A 23,579-nucleotide genomic window follows, 5' to 3' on the forward strand; every position below is an offset into this window, starting at 1 on the left:
TTTTTATTTTGACCAAATTCAAGTAAATACCTTAGTTATTGTCACCTCAGGCCATATTTTTCTAGAGAATTTTTAAAAAAAGACAAACTCCCAAAAAGAAGTTTGTCTTCGGTCTGAAACGCTCCGGTGGAGCGTTTTTTCACGAGCCTAAAAATAAGGAAAGCGAGTCAGCTCCGGTGGAGCGTTTTTTCACGAGCCTAAAAATAAGGAAAGCGAGTCAGCTCCGGTGGAGCGTTTTTTCACGAGCTTAAAAATAAGGAAAGCGAGTCAGCTCCGGTGGAGCGTTTTTTCACGAGCTTAAAAATAAGGAAAGCGAGTCAGCTCCGGTGGAGCGTTTTTTCACGAGCTTAAAAATAAGGAAAGCGAGCCAGCTCCGGTGGAGCGTTTTTTCACGAGCTTAAAAATAAGGAAAGCGAGCCAGCTCCGGTGGAGCGTTTTTTCACGAGCTCAGACATAAGCTAGAAAACAAACCAACTCTTTTAAGAGGAACATGTTTTTATCGGTAAAATTATTGGATATCAAGTTTATGGGTGGTAATATAATGGGTAAGTAGGTACCAGAGTATAGCTAAGAAAATATTAGCAATCATACCAATCACTATCGTTGTGCGGAAATTTTCAAATGTATTTTGCACTCCCACACCTGTCCGGATCAAAGTACCTATGATGCTCAAACTAAATTCGATACCGAAATAGCTGACAAAGGCCATTAGGATTCGGTGATTGCGAAATAGCTGTCCAATAGCAATAGAGGCAAAAATAAGTAAAGTACTAGTGACGAGGTTGATAAAGGTCGAAAGTACCCAGAGACCGCCATTTGTTATTTCCGATTGTGACAGTTCAGCTAAAATGCTCTTAACAATAATGCCAACCTCATGCTGATTAAATAGCCACAAAATCCCAGCACCTAGGGCAATGACAATGTAATTGCCTAAAGTCAAAGCTATCGCAACCAACAATTTTGATGAAATAAGCTGGTGTTGACTGACTGGTAGAGTTAAAGTCAGATAGCCTTCGCGGCCAAACATATTTGAATAAAAGCGGCGGATAATTAAGATCAGAGTAGCAATTGACTGAGTGATAATCATAATAACAAGAGCCATGCTCAAAAATATAAATAAAATGAAAAGCACGTTGCTATCCTTTACAATATCCTGATGTCTCTCAAGAAAGGCAATGTAAGGTGCAAAGATCAGACTTGCTAAGAGGATGAGGGCATTTAAACCAAGATACCAGTTTCCAATAGCTTTAAATTCATATTTTACTAATTTTCCAAACATGAAAACCTCCTAATTATGGAACATGTCTCTAAAGAGGGCATCGATAGATTTACCGTGTTCAAAACGAATGTCATCACTGTTGCCATCAAGAATGACTTGCCCTTCTTTAAGGAAGATAATATCATCTAAAACCTGTTCGACATCGGCGATCAAGTGGGTGGAGATAATAACAGATGCGTCTTCCGAATAGTTATTAATGATAGTACGCAGGATATAATCCCGTGCTGCTGGGTCTACCCCGCCGATGGGTTCGTCTAGAATATAAAGTTTAGCCTGTCGACTCATGACTAGAATCAGCTGAACCTTCTCTTTATTCCCTTTTGAGAGATTTTTGAGCTTTTCTCTGGCTTCAATATTAAGATCAACCAAGAGATGTTCGGCTTTTTCGCGATTAAAATCTCGATAAAAATCTTGAAAGAAGTCTAATGCCTGACTGACTGTCATATTTTCGTTGAGATAGCTAGTATCAGGTAGGTAAGCAATAATTTTTTTGGTTTCCACTGATGGACGAAAACCATCTATGACGATATCGCCACTGGATTGCTTCAATAAACCGTTGATCAGTTTGATCAGGGTCGTCTTGCCGCTGCCGTTTGGTCCCAAAAGTCCTACGATTTTACCGCTGGAGATGGTTAAATTCACATCCCTCAGTGCCTGATGATTGCCGTAAGATTTTGAGACATGGTGTAGTTGTAATAATTTTTCCATTATTTGTCTCCATTGCTAAGCAAATATGCCTATGTCCTATTTTAAGATCTTTAATCCATTTAACACTGTGAAAGGCAGGCCAACAACAGCCTAACCTCTAATTCTTTACTGTTTCGTACTATTTGCCATATAGTCAGCTGTCTCATCTAAGATTTGTTTACCAGAAAAACCAATGTTTTCCATATTAGAAACGAAATTGGCGATTTCGTCTTTGGCTAACTCCAAACGCTTTTCTTCGATCAGTGCAGTATCTTCAGTGACAAAGCGTCCTGCTGTTCGTCGTGAAAAAACCATTCCTTCGCGTTCTAGTTCCGTGAAGGCCCGCTGCATAGTGTTTGGATTAACACCGGCTTCTTCAGCATAGTCACGAACCGTTGGCAGTTGTTCGCCTTGCTTGATTTCTTGACTAATAATCTTGATTTTGATGATTTTTGCAATTTGTAAATAGATAGGTGATTTCTCATCAAATGTCCAAGCCATCAAATTCTCCCTTCCCAATATTATAGTTGTGATAGATAAATGATACAGTATTTTGAGATAAATTTCAAGTCGTAATGATGACCTAGACTTGTATAGTCCCCATTTAAAGCTTGAGGAAGAAAAAAGCTTTTATTCATAGTATAATAGTAGTAAGTTTATTTCAAAGAAAGGATTGCTCCATGTTTGCACCCCTAGATACTAAAACAGTTTATAGTTTTATGGACAGTCTAGTTGATTTACAGACCTATATTCAAACGGCAAAGGAAATGGGATATAGTCACCTCGGTATTATGGATCAAGATAACCTTTATGGCGCCTACCATTTTGCGATAGAAGCCCAAAAACAGGGGCTGCAGGCAGTTATTGGTTTAGAATTACTTTTTCCTAGAGGCGATGAAAAATCTCTGAGTATACAGCTGCTTGCTTTAGATACTGAAGGCTATAAAAATTTATTAAAACTCTCGACTTTAAAAATGAGTGATGGCCTGCAGGTAGAAGATCTTTCTTCTTACCTATCGGGCCTCGCTGTATTACTGCCTTACAGAGAAGATCTGGAGCAATTAGAATTGCCCTTTGACTATTACATCGGTGTAAGCTTTGATACCCCTAAGCGTTCCTATGGCAAAAAGCTATTACCCTTACACACGGTTCGTTATTTTTCTGATGACGATCGAGAAACCTTGCAGGTTTTGCATGCTATTCGCGATAATCTACCCTTGAAAGATGTGGCACCGCCAGCAGCCCAACAGCAACTCTATCCTCGTGAAACCATGGAAGAATTGTTTCAAGAGCGCTTTCCTGAAAGTTTAACAAATCTGGATGAGCTCTTAGCAGGCGTCAGTTACCATTTTGACCATGAACTCAAGCTTCCTCGATTTAATCGTAACCAGAAAGCGTCAGAGGAGTTGCGCGAACGTTCCGAACAAGGCTTAAAAGACAAGAATCTAACTGCTCCAGTTTATCAAGAACGTCTGGATAAGGAATTAGGAATTATCCATAAGATGGGCTTCGATGACTATTTCTTGATTGTCTGGGACTTGCTGCGCTTTGGACGCAGTCGTCATTATTATATGGGAATGGGGCGCGGTTCAGCGGCTGGCAGTCTCGTTGCCTTTGCCTTAGATATTACAGGGATTGACCCCGTCAAAAACAATCTCCTTTTTGAACGCTTTCTAAATGAGGAACGTTACAGTATGCCCGATATTGATATTGATCTACCGGATATCTACCGCAGCGAATTCCTCCACTATGTCCGTGATCGATATGGCAGCCGTCACTCAGCCCAGATTGTTACCTTTTCAACCTTTGGAGCCAAGCAAGCTATTCGCGATGTTTTTAAGCGTTTTGGTGCCGCAGAATTTGAATTGACCAATATCACGCGTAAGATAGGATTTCGGGACAACCTCACGTCAGTTTATGAAAAAAATATGTCTTTCCGGCAGATTATTAACAGTAAGGTGGAGTACCAGAAGGCTTTTGCCATTGCCAAGAGGATAGAAGGTCAGCCCCGTCAAACCTCAATTCACGCGGCAGGGATTGTAATGAGTGACGACGATCTGACAGAACATATTCCCTTAAAGACTGGAGAGGATATGATGATCACCCAATATGATGCTGGAAGTGTTGAAGCTAACGGGCTCCTAAAGATGGATTTTCTGGGCCTACGCAACCTAACTTTTGTCCAGCGTATGGCTGAGAAATTAGCTGAGGAAAAGGATATTCACATCCGTATCCAAGATATTGACTTAGAGGATCCCCAAACGCTAGCTCTCTTTGCTGCTGGGCGCACCAAGGGCATTTTCCAGTTTGAACAAGCTGGGGCTATCAACCTATTGCGTCGAATTAAACCGACAAAGTTTGAGGAAATAGTAGCGACGACTAGTCTTAATCGTCCGGGGGCTAGCGACTATACCGAAAATTTTATCAAACGTAAATATGGTCAAGAAGAGGTTGATCTTATCGATCCACTAGTAGCTCCAATTTTAGAAGGCACTTACGGTATCATGCTTTATCAAGAGCAGGTTATGCAGATTGCTCAGATTTTCGCAGGATTTACGCTGGGAAAAGCAGATTTACTGCGTCGAGCCATGTCTAAGAAAAATGCTGCTGAGATGCAGAAAATGCAAGTAGATTTTATGCAAGGGGCTAAAGCTCTAGGTCGCAGCCGTGAAACAGCTAAAGAGCTTTTTGAACGCATGGCCAAGTTTGCAGGGTACGGTTTCAATCGCAGTCATGCTTTTGCCTATTCTGCTTTAGCCTTTCAATTGGCTTATTTCAAAGCGCATTATCCATCGATTTTTTACGATGTTATGCTCAATTACTCCAGCAGTGACTATATAACCGATGCGCTACAGGCTGATTTTAAGGTTGGTAAGCTATCAATTAATACAGTTCCCTATACCGATAAAATTTCAAATGGTGCTATTTATATGGGACTCAAAAATCTCAAAGGTTTCCCGAGAGATTTAGGGTATTGGATTATTGATAATCGCCCATTTGTATCTGTAGAAGATTTCCTAACCAAGCTGCCAAAAAATTACCAGAAAATAGATCTCATAGCTCCCTTAGTTCAGATTGGACTGTTTGATCAATTTGAACCCAACCGCCGTAAAATCGAGGAAAATTTAGAACATCTCTTTACCTTTGTTAACGAACTCGGCAGTCTTTTTGCTGATTCTTCCTACAACTGGAGCGATATTGAGGACTATAGCGCGAGTCAAAAATATAATATGGAGATGCAATGGCTGGGAGTAGGTATCAGTCCCCACCCTTTGATAACTCTTGCCCAAGAACTACAAGGAACCTTCATTCCGTTTGAGGAATTGATTGTCAATACACAGGCTCGGGTTTTAGGACAGATAGAGGCTGTGCGAATTATTCGCACTAAGTCCAAGGGGGAGCAAATGGCTTTTGTTACCTTAACAGATACAAAGCAGAAGTTGGATGTGACTGTTTTTCCAGAGAGCTTTACCCAATGGCAGACTTACCTCAAAGAAGGGGACATCCTTTACATGACTGGTAAAGTACAGGAACGGGATAATCGCCTGCAGCTAATTTTACAGAGTCTAGCACCAGCTGTAGCTGAGAAATTTTGGATTCAGTTGGCTAACCATGACCATGATCAACAAGTCGCAGAGACTCTTCGAGCGTACCCAGGACAGATTCCTGTTGTCCTGCATTATCAAGATAGTAATCAGACATTACAGAGCCAAAAGCTCTTTGTAGCCAAATCAGAAAAATTACAAGAAGAGCTTACAAGCTTTGTTATGAAAACGATTTATCATTAAAAAACTTCTGAAATAGAAGCATTTTAAAATCGAATGTGCTATAATTAGGGAGTTAAAAATAAAAAAGGAGTATCAGGTAGAATGAAACGTATTGCTGTTTTAACCAGTGGCGGTGACGCACCTGGTATGAACGCTGCTGTCCGTGCAGTTGTTCGTAAAGCAATTGCTGAAGGCATGGAAGTCTTCGGAATCAACCGCGGCTATGCTGGCATGGTCGAAGGTGACATCTTCCAATTTGATGTTCACGGTGTTACCAATATTATTAATCGTGGTGGGACCTTTCTTCAGTCAGCTCGTTACCCTGAATTTGCCACTCTTGAAGGGCAGTTAAAAGGAATTGAGCAATTAAAAAAACATGGTATCGAAGGTGTCGTCGTTGTTGGTGGTGACGGTTCTTATCATGGCGCTATGCGCTTGACAGAACATGGTTTTCCAGCAGTTGGTCTACCAGGGACTATTGATAACGATATCGTCGGCACTGATTATACAATTGGGTTTGACACAGCAGTTGCGACTGCGACTGAGGCTTTGGACAAGCTCCGAGATACATCCTACAGCCACGGTCGTACCTTTGTTGTTGAGGTTATGGGACGTAATGCCGGTGATATCGCTCTCTGGTCAGGAATTGCTGCCGGTGCCGATCAAATTATCGTTCCTGAAGAGAAGTACGATATCAAAGAGGTCGTAGCCAAGGTCAAAGACGGTTATGAAAATAAAGGCAAGAGACGTCATATTATTGTCTTAGCCGAAGGTGTTATGAGCGCTGAAGAGTTTGCTGATAAGATGAAAGAAGCTGGTGATATCAGCGACTTGCGTGCTACTAATCTCGGACACATTGTTCGCGGTGGTTCTCCAACTGCTCGTGACCGTGTTCTTGCTTCTTGGATGGGTGCCCATGCGGTTGATTTGCTTAAAGCGGGTCGAGGTGGACTGGCTGTTGGTATCCACAATGAAGAATTGGTTGAAAGTCCAATTCTAGGTACAGCAGAAGAAGGAGCTTTATTCAGTCTAGCTGATAACGGAGATATTATTGTTAACAATCCGCATAAGGCACGTCTTGACTTTGCTGATTTAGCTCGTAACCTGACTTATTAATTTATTATTTTAAACCTAGTTAATCCTATCCCAAAAGGGATAAAAAATAGAGGGAGTTCATACTTATCATGAATAAACGCGTAAAAATCGTTGCAACACTTGGTCCTGCGGTAGAGATCCGTGGTGGTAAAAAATTCGGTGATGATGGCTATTGGGGTGAAAGCCTTGATCATGAAGCCTCAGCACAAAACATTGCTAACCTGATCAATGAAGGTGCTAATGTTTTCCGCTTCAACTTCTCGCACGGTGACCACGCAGAGCAAGGGGAACGTATGGAAGTCGTTCGTAAAGCAGAAGAAATCGCTGGTCAAAAGGTTGGTTTCCTGCTTGATACGAAAGGACCTGAAATCCGTACAGAATTGTTTGCAGATGACGCAAAAGAATACTCTTATAAAACAGGTGATAAACTTCGTGTCGCAACTAAACAGGGCATTCAATCGACTAAAGATGTTATTGCCTTGAATGTTGCTGGTGCCCTTGATATTTTTGATGATGTTGAGGTCGGTAAGCAAATTCTTGTTGACGATGGTAAACTTGGTCTTCGTGTCGTGGGTAAAGATGCTGCTACTCGTGAATTTGAGGTTGAGGTTGAAAACGATGGTATCATCGCTAAGCAAAAAGGTGTAAATATTCCTTACACTAAGATTCCTTTCCCAGCGCTTGCTGAGCGTGACAACGCTGACATTCGCTTTGGCTTGGAACAAGGCCTTAACTTTATCGCGATTTCATTTGTACGTACTGCGAAAGATGTTAACGAAGTACGTGCCATCTGTGAGGAAACAGGAAATGGAAACGTGAAATTGTTAGCGAAAATTGAAAACCAACAAGGTATCGACAATATCGATGAAATCATCGATGCTGCTGATGGTATCATGATTGCGCGTGGTGACATGGGTATTGAAGTCCCATTTGAAATGGTTCCAGTTTACCAAAAGATGATCATCACTAAGGTCAATACCGCTGGTAAGATTGTTGTTACAGCAACAAATATGCTGGAAACAATGACTGATAAGCCACGTGCGACTCGCTCAGAAGTATCTGACGTTTTCAATGCTGTTATTGATGGTACAGATGCGACAATGCTTTCTGGTGAGTCAGCTAACGGTAAATATCCACGTGAATCTGTTCGTACCATGGCTACGATTGATAAGAATGCTCAAACGCTTCTTAGTGAGTACGGCCGTCTGGATTCATCTAAGTTTGAACGCTCTACTAAGACAGAAGTTGTTGCTTCAGCTGTTAAAGATGCAACAAGCTCAATGAATATTAAACTAGTTGTTGCTTTGACAGAATCAGGTAACACAGCTCGTTTGATCTCTAAATACCGTCCAGAAGCTGATATTTTGGCGGTGACCTTTGATGAGAAAACACAAAAATCATTGATGCTTAACTGGGGTGTCATTCCAGTTGTGACAGATAAACCTTCATCTACTGATGACATGTTTGAAGTTGCTGAGCGCGAAGCAGTGAAGTCTGGTCTTGTTGAGTCGGGTGATGACATCGTCATTGTTGCAGGTGTTCCTGTTGGAACAGGTGGTACTAACACGATGCGTGTTCGCACTGTTAAATAAGGTAGCAAAAAGTAATTAAGAGGTGAGCTCTGGCTTATCTCTTTTTATTATAATTTGAAACGAGGATGGAGATATCTAATTTTTGTAGCTGCTTAGAAATCAATCATTAACTTGGATAATTTTTACTAGATACAATTAAAGTTTGGAATACTTATGTTTTTAAATTGTCATCGTCTTGTGCCTGTCCACATATAATTGTTAGGCGGCTGACCTTTCTTATTTAGATAAGACATGGTATAATGTAAAGGATTGAAAGGAGTTTCTATGGTTAGACGAGATCTGATTAGAAATATCATTATCCTATTATTAGCTATTTTAGTTGTTATTCTCCTACGTGTCTTTGTATTTTCGACCTTTAAGATCACAAGCGAGACAGATAATAGCTATCTTAAAAAGGGAGATTTGGTAACAGTTGCGACACGGAGAACTCCTCTTGTTAAGGATTTTGTCGTTTATAAGGTCAAGGGCAAGGAATATTTAGGTCGAATTGTTGCTAAGTCGGGCCAAGAGGTCACCTCTATGGACGATGTCCTTTATATAAATCATAAGATTAATCATGAAAGCTATTTAAAGGATGAGAAAACGGCTTTTGTAAAACAGGCACAGCCTGGTCAGTATTTTACTGATGACTTTACTACCCAGACTATTAGCCATAAGGCCAGTGTAACTAAGATTCCTAAAGATGCTTATTTAATCTTGAATGATAACCGTCAAAATAAAAATGACAGCCGCAAATTTGGTTTTATCAAGAAAGAGCAAATTAAGGGGGTAGTTTCCTTTAGAGTCTGGCCTCTAAGTGATTTTGGTTTTGTGACTGTTGAGTAGCCTAGCAGGCTGCTTTTTTTATGGTTTTTACAATTGAACTATACCAATTTTTCTCTTGACAAAACGAAAATATTTGAATATACTGTGTTTATCGTCGTTGGTAGCAAAGAGTAAACTATACCAATTTAAAACGAAATAAGAAAAGGAGAGGCAGCCCGTTGGCTGCCGACTGATGTGTATGTGTGGAATTGTCGGTGTTGTCGGAAATAGTCAGGCGACAGATATTTTAATTCAAGGTCTGGAAAAATTAGAATACCGTGGATATGATTCGGCAGGTGTTTATGTCACAGATGGGCAGACTAACCATCTAATCAAGGCTGTCGGCCGTATTGCAGAATTAGCTGATAAGGTCGGTGATACCCTTGGTAGAGCCGGTATTGGCCATACTCGCTGGGCGACCCATGGACCTGCGAGCGAAGTCAATGCTCACCCTCATCAATCACAAACAGGACGTTTCACTTTGGTGCATAACGGTGTGATTGAAAACTATTTAGAGATTAAAAATACTTATTTAGCTGATCATGATTTTAAGGGACAGACGGACACCGAAATTGCTGTGCACCTGATTGGAAAATTTGTTGAGGAAGATGACCTCGACCTTCTTTCTGCTTTTAAAAAAGCTCTCTCTATCATTGAAGGATCTTATGCTTTCGCCCTTATGGATGCTCAAGATGCAGGTACAATCTACGTGGCTAAAAATAAATCACCGCTTTTGATCGGCCTTGGTGATGGTTACAATATGGTCTGCTCCGATGCTATGGCTATGATTCGTGAAACTAACCAATTCATGGAAATTCATGATAAGGAATTGGTTATTGTTAAAGCTGACAGTGTTCAGGTGCAAGATTACGATGGCAAAGTACAGGAACGTGCTAGCTATACAGCAGAGTTAGACTTGTCAGATATTGGTAAAGGGACCTATCCTTTCTACATGCTTAAGGAAATCGATGAGCAGCCTACGGTTATGCGTAAGCTCATCAATACTTATGCCGATGCTGATGGCAATATAACGGTTAATCCAGCGATTGTTAAGTCTGTCCAAGAAGCTGACCGCATCTATATTTTAGCAGCGGGAACATCTTACAATGCCGGTTTTGCAGCTAAATCTATGTTCGAACAGTTGACAGATACACCCGTAGAGCTAGGTGTCGCATCAGAATGGGGTTACAATATGCCGCTCCTGAGTAAGAAACCAATGTTTGTTTTGCTCAGTCAGTCAGGTGAAACAGCTGATAGCCGTCAGGTTTTGGTTAAGGCTAATGCAGCTGGTATCCCAAGTCTAACCATAACAAATGTACCGGGCTCCACTTTATCGCGTGAAGCCACGTATACTATGCTTCTTCATGCAGGGCCTGAGATTGCGGTTGCCTCTACCAAGGCTTACACAGCCCAAATCGCAGCACTTGCTTTCTTAGCCAAAGCTGTCGGTGAAGCAAATGGCAAAAAGGAAGCTCTGGAATTTGATTTGGTACACGAATTATCTATCGTAGCTCAGTCTATTGAGTCAACTTTGTCTGAAAAAGATATGATTTCAGAAAAAGTTTCTAAACTTTTGCCAACAAGCCGCAATGCTTTCTATATTGGCCGCGGTAATGATTACTATGTGGCTATGGAAGCCTCTTTAAAACTTAAGGAAATTTCCTATATCCAGTGCGAAGGATTTGCAGCTGGTGAGCTGAAACACGGTACGATTTCTTTGATCGAAGATGGTGTTCCAGTCTTAGCCTTGATGTCTTCTAACGAAAAAATTGCAGCTCATACGCGCGGTAACATTCAAGAGGTTGCAGCACGCGGAGCTAGTGTCTTGACTATCGTTGAAGAGGGATTAGATACAGATACCGATGATATCATTGTCAATAAGGTTCATCCTTATCTCGCTAGCATTTCTATGGTTATCCCAACGCAGCTGATTGCCTACTATGCGTCTTTGCAACGCGGTCTTGATGTTGATAAACCGCGTAATCTTGCTAAAGCTGTAACGGTGGAATAAAGGCAAGTTACTATTTAAGGATCTGGCCCTTTCTGTGAGGGCTAGGTCTTTTTTGTGGATTTTTGACAATTTTTTTTTGCCAAAATTTGAGTGTTATGGCAAAAAAAATTTTCTTATAATAGACTTATAGAAAAAGGAGGATTTATCCATGAATGAAGGTAATTCTTTGAAGGTCAGAATCCAAAAGTTAGGGACTGCACTTTCTAATATGGTTATGCCAAACATTCCAGCCTTAATTGCTTGGGGTGTTTTGACAGCCTTGTTTATTCCGGATGGCTATTTGCCAAATCCACAGCTCAATCTAATCGTCAGCCCTATGTTGGTGTATCTAATTCCAACTTTGATTGGATTTACAGGTGGTAAAAATATTTACGAACACCGCGGGGGTGTTGTTGGGGCTATCGCTACCTTTGGTGCTATTACAGGTACACAAGGTAGCTTGATGGTTAACAGCCTCATCAGTGCCTTGGATCCAAGCACTATGTCTGCTAGTGAGTTTGTGGCTAAGTACCAAGAGATCTTAGCAAATGGTAAACCTAATGTTACCATGATTGTCGGGGCAATGATTATGGGACCTCTGGGTGCTTGGTGCATCAAGAAATTTGACGAAATTGTTCAACCCAAGGTCAAAACTGGCTTTGAGATGTTGGTGAACAATTTCTCTGCTGGTCTCATCGGCTTTGGCTTGATGTTAGTGGCCTACTTTGGTGTTGGTCCGGTTGTTGCTACGTTGACAGAATGGGTTGGTCAAGGGGTTCAAGCCATTGTGGACGTTCATTTGTTGCCACTGGCCAATGTGATTATCGAACCAGCTAAAATCCTCTTCCTCAATAATGCCCTTAACCATGGTATCTTTACCCCGCTTGGTACCGAACAAGTAGCAGAAGTTGGTAAATCTGTTTTCTTCCTTCTTGAAGCCAATCCTGGGCCTGGTTTGGGTATTCTCATTGCCTATGCCCTATTTGGTAAGGGATCTGCCAAATCTTCATCATGGGGGGCAATGATTATCCACTTCTTTGGTGGTATCCATGAAATTTACTTCCCATATGTGATGATGAAACCAGCCATGTTCTTGGCCGTTATTGCAGGTGGTGTGTCAGGTACTTTTACCTTCCAGCTCTTAGATGCCGGTCTTAAATCCCCTGCGTCTCCTGGTTCCATCATTGCCATTATGCTGATGGCCCCTAAAGGTGTAGGTCCGCATTTAGCCGTCTTGGGTGGTGTTCTAGTTGCGACGGTTGTTTCTTTCCTTGTTGGAGCTGTTATTCTGAAAGCTGACAAATCTGAAGGAGCTTCGCTTGAGGATGCACAGGCTGCAACTCAAGCAGCAAAAGCAGAGTCAAAGGGTCAGTCTGAAGAAGAACCGCTATCAAATTCAACAGAGATTACGACAGATAATGTTAAGCAAATTATTTTTGCCTGTGATGCGGGTATGGGAAGTTCGGCTATGGGGGCTTCAATCCTGCGCGATAAGGTAAAAAAGACTGGCTTAGATATCCCAGTTACCAATAAGGCTATTTCTAACTTAACCGATACGGACCACACCTTGATCGTTACACAGGAAGAATTAGCAGCGCGTGCAGCAGAGCGCACACCGAGTGCTGTCCATGTCACGGTTGATAATTTCTTAGCAACGCCTAAATACGACGAGATTGTCGGTCTGCTGGCAGGTGAAGGGCAAGCGAGTGCTGAAACTGCCGATCAAGTAGGCGAAGAAGCCAGTGAAGATGTTGATTTAAACTATATTGACGAAGTCGTCTTTGCTCATGGCACAGCCGAAGGTTCAGCAACGATGGGTCAGGCTACGCTGGAGCTGATCTTTAAGAACCACGACATTGGTATCCCAGTATCTAAAGTTGCTAACGATCAACTTGGCAATTTCAATGCCAAGAATATCCTTATTGTGACAACCATCGCTAATCAATCCGATGCCCAGCACTTCGCGCCACACGCCCAATTCTTGATTGTTGACAGTTTAGTGACAACACCTGAATATGACAAGATGGTCGCGCGTATGCACAAATAGTTTCAGCAAACTTGGTATCCTAGAATAGTGTATAATGAGGCTATGATATTTACCAAACGTGAAGAAAAATTGATTAAGGCTTTCCTAGAACTAGGAAAGCTTTCGGTAGATGATATTCAAAAAATTTTAGATGTATCGCAGCGGACGGCCTATCGAACCCTTGCTGATTTGACTGAGAGCCTTAGTCAAATTGATATTGTCCTAGCTAAAGATCGCAAAAAGTACGGTTTATCTGGTGATATATCAAAGCTCAGCGCTCTCTATAGCATGGAGGATTACAGCCGCAGTGAGCGTCTCAACTTGATTTGTCTAGACTTACTATTATCTGATACTCCCCTGACTAATGCTTATTTTCAAGAACGTTTCATGGTTAGCAATGTGACGATTATTCAAGACGTCAATGAAATCAGCCAGCGTCTGGCTGATTTCGATGCTAGGCTTGATCGTAAGCAAGGCTACCGATTGGAAGTCACTACAGAGCAACGCCGCTATTTATTAGCAGTGCTGTTGACCAACATGGTCTCAACTGCTGATTTTAAAGCTGGTAAAATCAATGTTCCAGATAGACTGCAAGAAAGGATTAAAGAGGCTAAGAAAACCTTTCGAGACTGTCAATCTTTTGTGCCAGAGATGGATCCCAAGCTCCTGCAGTTTTTCACTAGTCTTCTGGCCCTGTCGAAGTTTTTTGGTCAGCCTCAGACCGTTCTTCATGTCAGTAAACAGGCTTTGGAATTGTCTCAGGAACTGTTTACCAGCTATGCTAGGCTGACAGCTCAAGCCTATGGCACGAACGATATTCTCTATTGGGCCAGTCAGTTGGATGAGCTCTATATCAAGCGTCAGGAGAATCCTCTCTATGTTGAGAATTTCGACAGTCAGTATTTTTACAGTGTTACTAACTTGATTGATAAGGTTTCATCTTTTACAAAGATTAACTTTATTAAGGATAAAACGCTGTTTAAATTTCTCTTTCACCATATACTTTTGAGCTTGGCTATTCCCTATCTTTTTCCTGATCGGTCGATGTCTTCAACGGCCCATGTAATTGCTTACCAAAATGAGTTTCTTCATCGAATCATCCGTTTGGTCGTTCAGGATTTATTTCCTGCCTATATTCAGAATGAAGCAGAATATGAGTTGATTACTCTGCATTTTGCGTCAAGTATTCGGCGAAGTCCAGATATTTATCCTATTCAGGTTTTAATGCTGACTAACCAACGTCCCTTAGCTGTCGAGCTTTTGGTTACAAAAATAAAGTCAGTAGCCCCTTTTGTTCAGTCGGTACAGATAAAACATCTGGATGAGTTCTCCCAAGAAGATTTGGAACATTACGATTACATTTTGTCAACAAGTCCTATAGATAGTCAAGGTGTCGATACGATTTCAACTTATCCCAATACAGCTGAAATCCTGCACCTACAGGAGCAGTTACAGGCAGTACAGCTGCGCCGAAATCAGCAGCGGGAACGCAGCATCGAAATTGTTGGGAAAACAGATCTGCAGGCTTATTTAGAGGCCAGCCAGAGTTTATTGGAACATTTTCAGCTGCGTCGCTTGGATAACAGCTCTTCTTTTGAAAAAACTGTGGCCGAGACCATTGCTGATCTAACAGCAATATCTGATACCGCTTATTTGACAGAGAAATTGCTCAAACGTTTTGAGCTTAGCCCCTTTGCCATTCCAGAGACAGGCCTAGCTCTTTTGCATACGCAATCCCATGCGGTGGAAAAAAGTCAGTTCATGGTTTATAGCCTAACCCAAACGATTGAGGTTCAGTCAATGAACCATGAAATGGAAAATGTTAGTCGGCTGCTAGTCATGCTGACCGAGGAAAACAGTAGTCTTGAGACCAAAAGATTGATGTCAGCTATTGGTCAATCTATCATTGAGAATCATCTCTACACAGAAATTTACAAAACTGGTAATCAGGAGATTATCTATCAATTATTAAATAAGATTTTTACAGAAACCATCAAGGATTTGGAGAATTAACTATGGAATTTGAAAAAACACTGATTAAACTCAATCAGCACTTTAATGATAAGGAAGAAGCCATTCGTTACTGCGGTCAAGTATTGGCTGATGGCGGCTATGTTAATCCCGACTATATCGATGCTATGGTACGCCGTGACCAAGAGTTATCGGTCTACATGGGGAATTTTATCGCCATTCCACATGGAACGGATGATGCTAAAAAGGAAGTTCTCAAGTCCGGTATTACAGTCGTTCAAGTGCCTAAAGGTGTTAATTTTGGGACAGAGGATGACAAGCAGGTGGCTACAGTTCTATTTGGCATTGCGGGTATCGGTGATGAGCACTTGGAGATGATTCAAAAGATTTCGATTTTCTGTGCAGATGTTGACAATGTTGTTAAACTGGCAGATGCGCAATCAGAAGAGGCTATCATTGGGCTATTAAACAGTGTTGAGTGAGGAAAAGAGGTTTAAACATGAAAAATGCAGTACACTTTGGTGCCGGAAATATCGGTCGCGGTTTTATCGGCCAAGTTTTATTTGAAAATAATTTTGATATCACCTTTGTTGATGTTAATGAAGCCATTATCAATGCCCTCAATGAGCGCCACAGTTATGAGATTGAAATTGCTGAGGACGGGCAGCGCCATATCGCTGTTTCAGGCGTCAGCGGCATTAATAATGCTCAAGACCCAGAGGCTGTTGTCGCAGCCATCACACAGGCGGATATTATTACCACTGCGATTGGTCCCAATATCCTGCCTCTTATTGCTGAATTGATTGCTAAGGGAATTGAAGCACGCCAAGCAGCAGGCAAGGAGCAAGTTATTGATGTTTTAGCTTGTGAAAATATGATTGGCGGGTCCGAATTTCTCTGGGTGGAAGTTCAAAAATACCTGTCTGAAGCAGGCTTAGCCTATGCTAAAGAGTATGTGGGCTTCCCTAATGCTGCTGTCGACCGCATTGTTCCAGCTCAGAGTCATGAAGATCCTCTCTTTGTGGTTGTTGAGCCCTTCAGAGAATGGGTTGTTGAAACAGGCCGCATGAAAAATAAGGCGTTGAAATTGGATGGTGTTCATTATGAAGAAGAATTGACACCTTTCATTGAGCGCAAGCTCTTCTCCGTCAACTCTGGTCACGCCACATCTGCCTATACAGGTGCTTTCTATGGTGCCCAGACAATCCTAGAAGCGCTTAAAAACGAAACCGTTAAAGCTAATGTCGAAGCAGTTTTGGGAGAAATCCGCAGTCTCTTGATAGCTAAATGGGGCTTTGATGAAGCAGCCTTGGTCGATTATCATAAGGTCATTATCTCTCGCTTTGAAAATCCTTATATTGTCGACGATGTGACCCGTGTTGCTCGCACACCAATTCGTAAACTGGGCTTTGATGAGCGCTTTATCCGCCCTATTCGTGAATTGAAAGAGCGCGGTCTTTCCTATGATAATCTTTTAAAAACCGTTGCCTTTGTCTTCAAATACAATGATCCAGAAGACCCGCAATCTGTTGAATTGCAAGACCTCTTGGCTAGTAAACCGCTGCCAGAGGTTATCGTCCAAGTCACAGACCTTAAAGACCAGGATCTCATTAAAGAGATTGAAGCCGCAGTTACTTCGATCTAGAGAGAGATAGCAGTCATGTCAAAAGCAAGCTAAATTGGTAGCTTGCTTTTTTGTGGCGTTTTTTATAGCTCTGAAGATTAATTATTAAATTTTCTGAAATTGGTGTATAATTAAAGAAGAGCTGCTAAAATGAGTTATATTAACTTACCAGTAAGATAGAAACTTTCAATGCAGCAGCAAAATTTGCTAGAAGAAAGCCAGAGGGAATATTTGATATGTCCAATAGTTATATGGAATTTAAACAGTTACTTAAGAGATTTGTAGAACAGGCAAACATTAATATAAAGGGAAGTGAAGGAAGGAAAACAAAATTAGAAGGAATAACTGAAATATATCCTGCTGTTACTATTGATGATATTTCCTATAAAATTGAAATGTTTAATAGAGGCTATTATGGACCAAAAAATGGAAGCGGATGTAATAAGTTACCCTATCTTGGATATGAATATAATAATGCCAAAAACACTTGGATTAATATTCGTACCATATTTGAAAATTTTGAAGTTACTGGGTTTAAAGTTGTTAAATGGCATCCTGATGGACACGATACTGATTTGAATATTCAATACTTAGTTAAAGACTTAGAATTGGATTCAGAACAAGAACCTAATTCAGCCCTAAAACAATTTTATGATATATTTGTGAGTTTTAAGAAAGATAATAAAAAAGAACAAAATATTGTAGAGGAACCACTATCTAGTTATATTTATGATAGTAAATACGCTCAGATTTTGAAAAAATCTAAAAACCTCATCCTCCGCGGTGCACCGGGGACTGGGAAAACCTACCTTGCCAAGCAGATTGCTAAGGAACTGACTGGGGGAAATGATGACCAAATCGGTTTTGTTCAATTTCACCCATCTTATGATTACACAGATTTTGTGGAAGGGCTGCGTCCTGTCTCAAGTGCTGATGGTCAGATTGGTTTTGAATTGCAGGATGGCATTTTTAAAAAGTTTTGTACGAAAGCTAAAGAAGACTCAGATAAAACTTTCGTCTTCATCATCGACGAAATCAATCGTGGGGAAATTTCCAAGATTTTTGGAGAGTTATTCTTCTCCATTGATCCGGGTTATCGTGGTAAGGATGGTGCAGTATCAACTCAATATGCTAATTTATATGAAACGGATGAGAAATTTTATATTCCTGAGAATGTCTATATCATTGGTACCATGAATGATATTGATCGCTCTGTTGATACTTTTGATTTTGCCATGCGCCGACGTTTCAGGTTTGTCGAGGTGACGGCAAAGGATAGAGCAGATGAGATGCTTAGTGATGAAGAGGTTAAAGGTAGATTAAGTCGATTGAATGCTGCTATTGAAAGTAATGAGGAACTTGGGCGGCATTATCAAATTGGTCCATCTTACTTTATGGATTTAGATAAGGGAGAAGTAACTGCAGCTGAGCTCTGGTCCGATTATTTGCAGCCGCTTTTAGAGGATTACCTGCGTGGTTCCTATGATGAGGTAGAAAAGCTGAAAGAGCTAGAAAATGCTTACAACTTAATAGAAAAGGAAGAGTCAGATGAGACTGACAGATAATGATTCAGTAGCTAGGTCTGAATTTGCAGCCTCTTACCCTCAGCTGTCAGAAAAATTGCCGGATAGAACGCTGGAAAGTCTTTCCAAAGAGGACAATCTCTTTATTTTCCCGCATGATTTGCTGGATTCTCTCGATTTGGAAAAAGATGGCAAGGTGCTGGAGACAGTCAATGACCAGATTAAAACGCAGAACATCATCGGTTTTCTAGGCTGTGGGGAGGAGCGCTTGAGCATTCATTCTCGTTTTGCCAATGGAGATGATGATTACTTTCTGCATTACATGCTGCAAAAGGTACTGCAGCTCAATCTGACTAGTCTTGATATCGGCCTGTCTCGAGAAGAAAGCTGGTACCATCTTTTAATCTATCTTTTTCCCAAATATCTTGAGGCAGCCTTGCGTAAGGGGCTTTATAAGGAATACCAGCGCTTTTTCTACAATGACAGTCATGTCAAAGGGACAATAGAAGTTGCCCGACATATTAAGCAGAACACACCTTTTACAGGAAAAATAGCTTATTCAACTAGGGAATTTTCCTTTGATAATGTCCTCATGCAGCTGGTTAGCCACACTATTGCCTTTATTCAGCATACTGTTCCCAATGGCAGAGCGCTTTTGTCCAGCTCATCTTCAGTTAAGGAAAATATAGCTGAAATTGTACGGGTAACACCTAGTTATCGATTGTCAGATAGGACTAAGATTATCAGAGAAAATCAAAATAAACCTATCCGCCATGCTTACTATCATGAGTATCGGACTTTGCAGCGGCTTTGCCTGATGATTTTGAGTCAAGAAAAGCACGGGCTGGATCAATCCCATCAAAAAATCCACGGTCTTCTCTTTGATGTTGCCTGGATTTGGGAAGAATATCTGGCGACCTTGCTGCCTGAATTTGAACATCCTCAAAATAAGAGCAGGACAGGCGGCTATTCCTTATTTCAAAATGGAAATGGAAGAATTTATCCAGACTTTCTCTCCTTATCAGGTTCACCAGTTGTTGCGGATGCCAAATATAAACCTCTGGATAACATCAATGGACGAGATTATTTGCAGGTAGTGGCTTATATGTATCGCTTTGACGCCAAAGTAGGATTTTATCTCTTTCCAGATAAGAAAAAATCAGAACCGACCGAATATCAACTCTTACAGGGCAGAAAAGAAAAACGAGACTATTTAGTAAGTGTCGAAAAACTCGGCCTCGCCATTCCCCAAGGCTGCACTAGCTATCAGGATTTCATTAGCGCTATGAAGGAAGCAGAAAAAGTCTTTCAAAGTCATTTATATTGTAATCGGTAAGAAATTTTAGAATAGTCATACATTAACCCTGATGAGATTAGAGGATAGAGTAACATCTGTTCTCTTTTTTGCTGTCCTTTAGTTTTAATCCTATGGGACTTAATAGAATTGTAATTTAGCTCAATTTAAAAAATGCTATAATCAACGTGACTGCTAACTGATAAAAAAGACATGGAGTAAGGATCAAAGATAAAAATGCTGATAGGGTCTTTGGCACTAGTGAAACAGATTATTTAAGTTCGTCTGAAAGAATCCGTGCCAAACTGGATGTGACCCTGAGCCAGATATGAGTTGCTGCTGGATTTGCCATCTGTTTTTTGTTTATATGGTTTGCTCTGTTGAAGGTGGCTTCTATTTTGCAAAAAAGAATTTCAGCGGGAAATGGGAAAGAGCCTCACCACTGTTCCTATCAAAATTGGGTAGCTTTAAACTAGAGCACAAGCTTAATGGTTGACTAACTCTGGAATGATAGCGATGGCTATTGCGAGCAGGAGTTGTAATTTAACAAGTACAAAGACGGGCAATACTATCTAGGAGTAAAGAGAAAGTCCTTAAGTCGGATAGAAAAATATTGTCGCAGTCTGATAGCAAAGGTCAGCAAATAGATATCCATTAAAGAGAAAGGTAGCAAACATGGAAGAAAATAATGAATTTGAATCAGCTTTTTCGACAGGCAAGGAAAATAATTCTCCGATCTTTTCAGGCCGAGATCCAAAGCTAGTGCCTGAAAAGATAGACGCCAAAAGCTTTAAAAAAGGGCTCATACTAGCCTTTGGTGGAGCTATCGGGTTCACGTTTTTAATCGTGTTAGTTGTTTTTATAGTGAATAGATAATTTTGGTCTGACTGCAAAATTTAAGCATGGCCTTGCTAAAGGAGCAAGGATCTGTACTTAGACTTATCAGGAATTTCAGAGTTTGAAAGTGAGTAGTTCTTATGAGCAGAGGACTTCAATAAAAGGAACGGATATGATAAGATTGCCAGTCAATACGGAAAAAGAGAGGATCACTTTCCCACAATAGTCTAAGTTTGAGTTATTGCCCTAATCCAGACAATTTGGATCTGAGCGTTGATAAGAAAGATAAAAACTGCTACTACATTTGCAAATCATTAAGTAGTTGGGAAATAAGGATTTTTGCCCCAAGAGGAAGCTAGGGATTTTTTGAGAAAACTAAGTCTGATAACCTTAAAATTGGGAGAGCAAAAACGGTCAAGGGGAAGAGAGTTATCACTCTGTCATTATGAAATTGGAATATCCAGAAGAAAATTACTTTCCCCAGTCTGGCGATCTTAGACTAGAGTTTGCGGTAACCTATACAAACGGCTATGGCAGCAAAGAGCCTTATCAAGTAATCATGAAAAGGCAACCCTTTTCTGTACAAAATAATGACAAACAGTATTACCTTAAAGAAAAGAGCTATTCTAAAGGGTAGCAGAAGATCTTTACCCGAGTATCTCTGGCAGTCCCCCATAGCTTAAAACGAGCTTGCCCAGTCATCAGAATTAGGGTAAAATAGCTTAGTAAGTATTTTTAGAAAAGGAAAAATCTATGTCTTTACCAAATTGCCCCAAATGTAACTCGGAGTATGTTTACGAGGACGGTATCCTCTTGGTCTGCCCAGAATGTGCCTATGAATGGGATCCAAACGAAGCTGCTGAAGAAGAGGGCTTAGTCGTTCTTGATAACAATGGTGTTCGTCTTGCTGATGGCGATACCGTTACGGTCATCAAGGATCTCAAGGTTAAAGGGGCTCCAAAGGACATTAAGCAGGGAACCCGTGTTAAGAATATCCGCTTGGTTGAAGGGGATCACAATATTGACTGTAAGATTGACGGCTTTGGAGCCATGAAACTCAAGTCAGAGTTTGTTAAAAAAATATAAATCCCTATAAAGTTCAAGGCAAAGACCTTGGGCTTTTTAACTAATAGATTGTAAAATAAAGTGCAACAAAAAAACAAGAACGAATTTTTGTTGCTCTCGTCTTCTACTTATGATTGAAAGCTAATGACAGATGCGGCCGCATCCACTTTGGCTGGGACACCCAAAGGAACAATGGCTCTAGGGGTAGCGTGCCCGACATTGACATTGTAGAGGAGGGAAATATCCGTATCAATCACTTCTAGCAGGATTTGTTTATAGTCATCATAGTAAGTCTCATCCATAGGCTTACCGACAATCACACCATTCAGAACCTCAAAAATACCAGTAGCTTTTAATGTTTCCAGCATGGTACGATAAAGGGCAGGTTCAGGTTTTTCTTCACTAGATTCCAGCAGGAGAATTTTTCCCTGCCAATCACTCAAACTGGGAAAGAGCTGATAACGCTGACAGAGGGCACTGCTGTCTTCATAGCGTGATGAATCAAAAATCTGATAGAGGGATTCCAAACATCCGCCTAGGATGGCTCCTTCAAATTGAGGATTTCCCTTCAGTAACTCAAAGCCTTCATTTTTATGCATAATTCGACTGGTTCCTAAGGCCTTGGGACTAAAATCTGTCCGCTCCTCATACCAGATAGCACTGGGTCTGATTTCTGAGATACGGCCTGTCTCGATCAGCTCTTTAAAGTAATGAAAGGAGTAGGGCAGCATCTCGTGATCCAATTCGCAAATATCTGGCAAAAAAGCCTGACCGTAAAAGGTCGTGAGTCCCAGCTTATGTAACATCAAGTGATTCATAGTGGTGTCGGAAAAGCCTAAAAAGATTTTCTGCTGGAGCACTTGCTGCAATTCGTTATGGTCAAATAAATAAGGCAGGAGACGGTGGGTATCATCACCGCCAATAGCGCATAAAATCATATCAATGGCGGGGTCTTTAAAAGCAGTGAGCAGATCTTGAGCTCTGGCTTGAGGATTCTCTCTCAGATAGTCAATACCTTTGAAGGCATGGTCTAAAAACACGACCTCCATTCCTAACTGTTCCAAGCGTTTAACCCCTAAGTCCACTTCAAACTTAATAAAGTCCTCTCCGAGGATACCGCTGGACAGACTGACAATCCCGATCCTTTTAACCATAAAGGGTGCCTCCTTTTTTTAAAATTACCAGCATTATAACATACTAACCCTTGCTAAGAAAGGCTGAAAATAGCTGTGGGTTTGTTTTTACCGATAAGTGATTTTGAAAATTTAGAAGAAAAGCAGACAAATGTATTTTTTTCATTTTTATATGAATAAAAATAAATAATATTTCAAAGTGTCTGAAAATTTGATATAATAAAGCATATCAACTCACTAGGAGCATTTATGTCGTACGTTTTGGAAATTCTCCCAGCCCTTTTAAATGGTGCTTGGGTTACCCTGCAGGTTTTCTGCATCGTTATCATTTTATCCATTCCACTGGGGATTGTTCTGGCCTTTCTCATGCAGTTGAAATTTAAGCCTTTGAATTGGCTGCTGACTATTTATATATGGATCATGCGAGGAACTCCCCTCTTATTGCAGCTTATTTTTGTTTATTATGTACTGCCCAGTGTGGGGGTCGTCTTCGATCGTCTACCGGCAGCGATTTTAGCCTTCACTCTTAACTATGCGGCTTATTTTGCAGAAATTTTCCGCGGCGGTATTGCTGCTATTCCTAAGGGACAGTACGAGGCAGCTAAGGTTTTAAAATTTAATCAGCTGCAGACGATTCGTTATATTATCTTGCCGCAGGTTATTAAGATTGTGCTGCCGAGTGTCTTTAATGAGGTGATTAATCTTGTGAAAGATTCCTCGTTGGTTTATGTGCTGGGAGTTGGTGATCTGCTTTTGGAAAGTCGAACGGCGGCCAACCGCGATGCGACCTTAGCACCTATGTTTGTTGCTGGGGCTATTTATCTCATCTTAGTTGGGCTTGTAACCCTTGCGTCTAAACGTATCGAGAAAAAATTTAATTTTTATAAATAGG

General features: G+C 40.9%; 17 protein-coding genes and 1 pseudogene. 14 read left to right on the forward strand and 4 right to left on the reverse strand.

Annotated elements, in window-relative coordinates; genetic code table 11:
- Positions 1–508 precede the first annotated feature (508 nt).
- The 3 genes from AC4HAL_RS09655 to AC4HAL_RS09665 form a co-directional block, all read right to left on the reverse strand.
- On the reverse strand, positions 509–1,279 hold the full coding sequence (locus AC4HAL_RS09655) for a hypothetical protein (RefSeq protein ID WP_491094007.1): 771 nt from the start codon (positions 1,277–1,279) through the stop codon (positions 509–511).
- Positions 1,280–1,288: 9 nt separating this feature from the next.
- Positions 1,289–1,987: an ABC transporter ATP-binding protein gene (locus AC4HAL_RS09660; protein ID WP_447452139.1), complete on the reverse strand. Its 699-nt coding sequence runs from the start codon at positions 1,985–1,987 to the stop codon at positions 1,289–1,291.
- Between the two features lie 105 nt (positions 1,988–2,092).
- Complete coding sequence (locus tag AC4HAL_RS09665) at positions 2,093–2,467, reverse strand: GntR family transcriptional regulator (protein ID WP_491094008.1); 375 nt, start codon at positions 2,465–2,467, stop codon at positions 2,093–2,095.
- Positions 2,468–2,646: 179 nt separating this feature from the next.
- Between AC4HAL_RS09665 and AC4HAL_RS09670 the strand changes: the two genes are divergently transcribed.
- The 13 genes and pseudogenes from AC4HAL_RS09670 (at position 2,647) to AC4HAL_RS09730 (ending at position 21,575) form a co-directional block, all read left to right on the forward strand.
- Entirely contained in the window at positions 2,647–5,754 is a 3,108-nt protein-coding gene (locus AC4HAL_RS09670; protein WP_491094009.1) for a DNA polymerase III subunit alpha, read from the forward strand.
- Between the two features lie 81 nt (positions 5,755–5,835).
- Entirely contained in the window at positions 5,836–6,849 is a 1,014-nt protein-coding gene (gene pfkA, locus AC4HAL_RS09675; RefSeq protein ID WP_491094010.1) for a 6-phosphofructokinase, read from the forward strand.
- A gap of 68 nt (positions 6,850–6,917) precedes the next feature.
- Entirely contained in the window at positions 6,918–8,420 is a 1,503-nt protein-coding gene (pyk, locus tag AC4HAL_RS09680) for a pyruvate kinase (RefSeq protein WP_447452135.1), read from the forward strand.
- 264 nt (positions 8,421–8,684) lie between these two features.
- Positions 8,685–9,245, forward strand: coding sequence for a signal peptidase I (gene lepB, locus AC4HAL_RS09685; protein WP_491094011.1), 561 nt, complete (start codon positions 8,685–8,687; stop codon positions 9,243–9,245).
- A 178-nt stretch (positions 9,246–9,423) separates the two neighbouring features.
- On the forward strand, positions 9,424–11,235 hold the full coding sequence (gene glmS / locus AC4HAL_RS09690; protein ID WP_491094012.1) for a glutamine--fructose-6-phosphate transaminase (isomerizing): 1,812 nt from the start codon (positions 9,424–9,426) through the stop codon (positions 11,233–11,235).
- A gap of 148 nt (positions 11,236–11,383) precedes the next feature.
- Positions 11,384–12,893, forward strand: a pseudogene (locus AC4HAL_RS09695) (PTS mannitol transporter subunit IIBC); the annotation flags it as partial.
- Between the two features lie 410 nt (positions 12,894–13,303).
- Complete coding sequence (locus tag AC4HAL_RS09700; protein WP_491094013.1) at positions 13,304–15,253, forward strand: BglG family transcription antiterminator; 1,950 nt, start codon at positions 13,304–13,306, stop codon at positions 15,251–15,253.
- A 2-nt stretch (positions 15,254–15,255) separates the two neighbouring features.
- Positions 15,256–15,693: a PTS mannitol transporter subunit IIA gene (locus AC4HAL_RS09705; RefSeq protein WP_491094014.1), complete on the forward strand. Its 438-nt coding sequence runs from the start codon at positions 15,256–15,258 to the stop codon at positions 15,691–15,693.
- 17 nt (positions 15,694–15,710) lie between these two features.
- Entirely contained in the window at positions 15,711–16,856 is a 1,146-nt protein-coding gene (locus AC4HAL_RS09710; RefSeq protein WP_491094015.1) for a mannitol-1-phosphate 5-dehydrogenase, read from the forward strand.
- Positions 16,857–17,071: 215 nt separating this feature from the next.
- The gene (locus AC4HAL_RS09715; protein WP_491094016.1) at positions 17,072–18,400 is read left to right on the forward strand and encodes an McrB family protein; all 1,329 of its coding nucleotides are present in this window, start codon (positions 17,072–17,074) and stop codon (positions 18,398–18,400) included.
- Positions 18,384–19,694, forward strand: a complete 1,311-nt coding sequence (locus AC4HAL_RS09720) for a 5-methylcytosine restriction system specificity protein McrC (RefSeq protein ID WP_491094017.1) — start codon at positions 18,384–18,386, stop codon at positions 19,692–19,694. The genes AC4HAL_RS09715 and AC4HAL_RS09720 overlap by 17 nt, the downstream gene beginning before the upstream one ends.
- Before the next feature lie 633 nt (positions 19,695–20,327).
- Entirely contained in the window at positions 20,328–20,528 is a 201-nt protein-coding gene (locus tag AC4HAL_RS09725) for a hypothetical protein (protein WP_491094018.1), read from the forward strand.
- 714 nt (positions 20,529–21,242) lie between these two features.
- Positions 21,243–21,575, forward strand: coding sequence for a zinc ribbon domain-containing protein YjdM (locus AC4HAL_RS09730; RefSeq protein ID WP_491094019.1), 333 nt, complete (start codon positions 21,243–21,245; stop codon positions 21,573–21,575).
- Positions 21,576–21,682: 107 nt separating this feature from the next.
- Here AC4HAL_RS09730 and AC4HAL_RS09735 read toward each other — a convergent pair whose 3' ends face one another.
- On the reverse strand, positions 21,683–22,708 hold the full coding sequence (locus tag AC4HAL_RS09735) for a S66 family peptidase (protein ID WP_491094020.1): 1,026 nt from the start codon (positions 22,706–22,708) through the stop codon (positions 21,683–21,685).
- Between the two features lie 228 nt (positions 22,709–22,936).
- Between AC4HAL_RS09735 and AC4HAL_RS09740 the strand changes: the two genes are divergently transcribed.
- The gene (locus AC4HAL_RS09740; protein WP_491094022.1) at positions 22,937–23,578 is read left to right on the forward strand and encodes an amino acid ABC transporter permease; all 642 of its coding nucleotides are present in this window, start codon (positions 22,937–22,939) and stop codon (positions 23,576–23,578) included.
- The last annotated feature ends 1 nt before the right edge of the window (position 23,579 follow it).

Source organism: Streptococcus sp. ELY_125 (assembly GCF_058314535.1).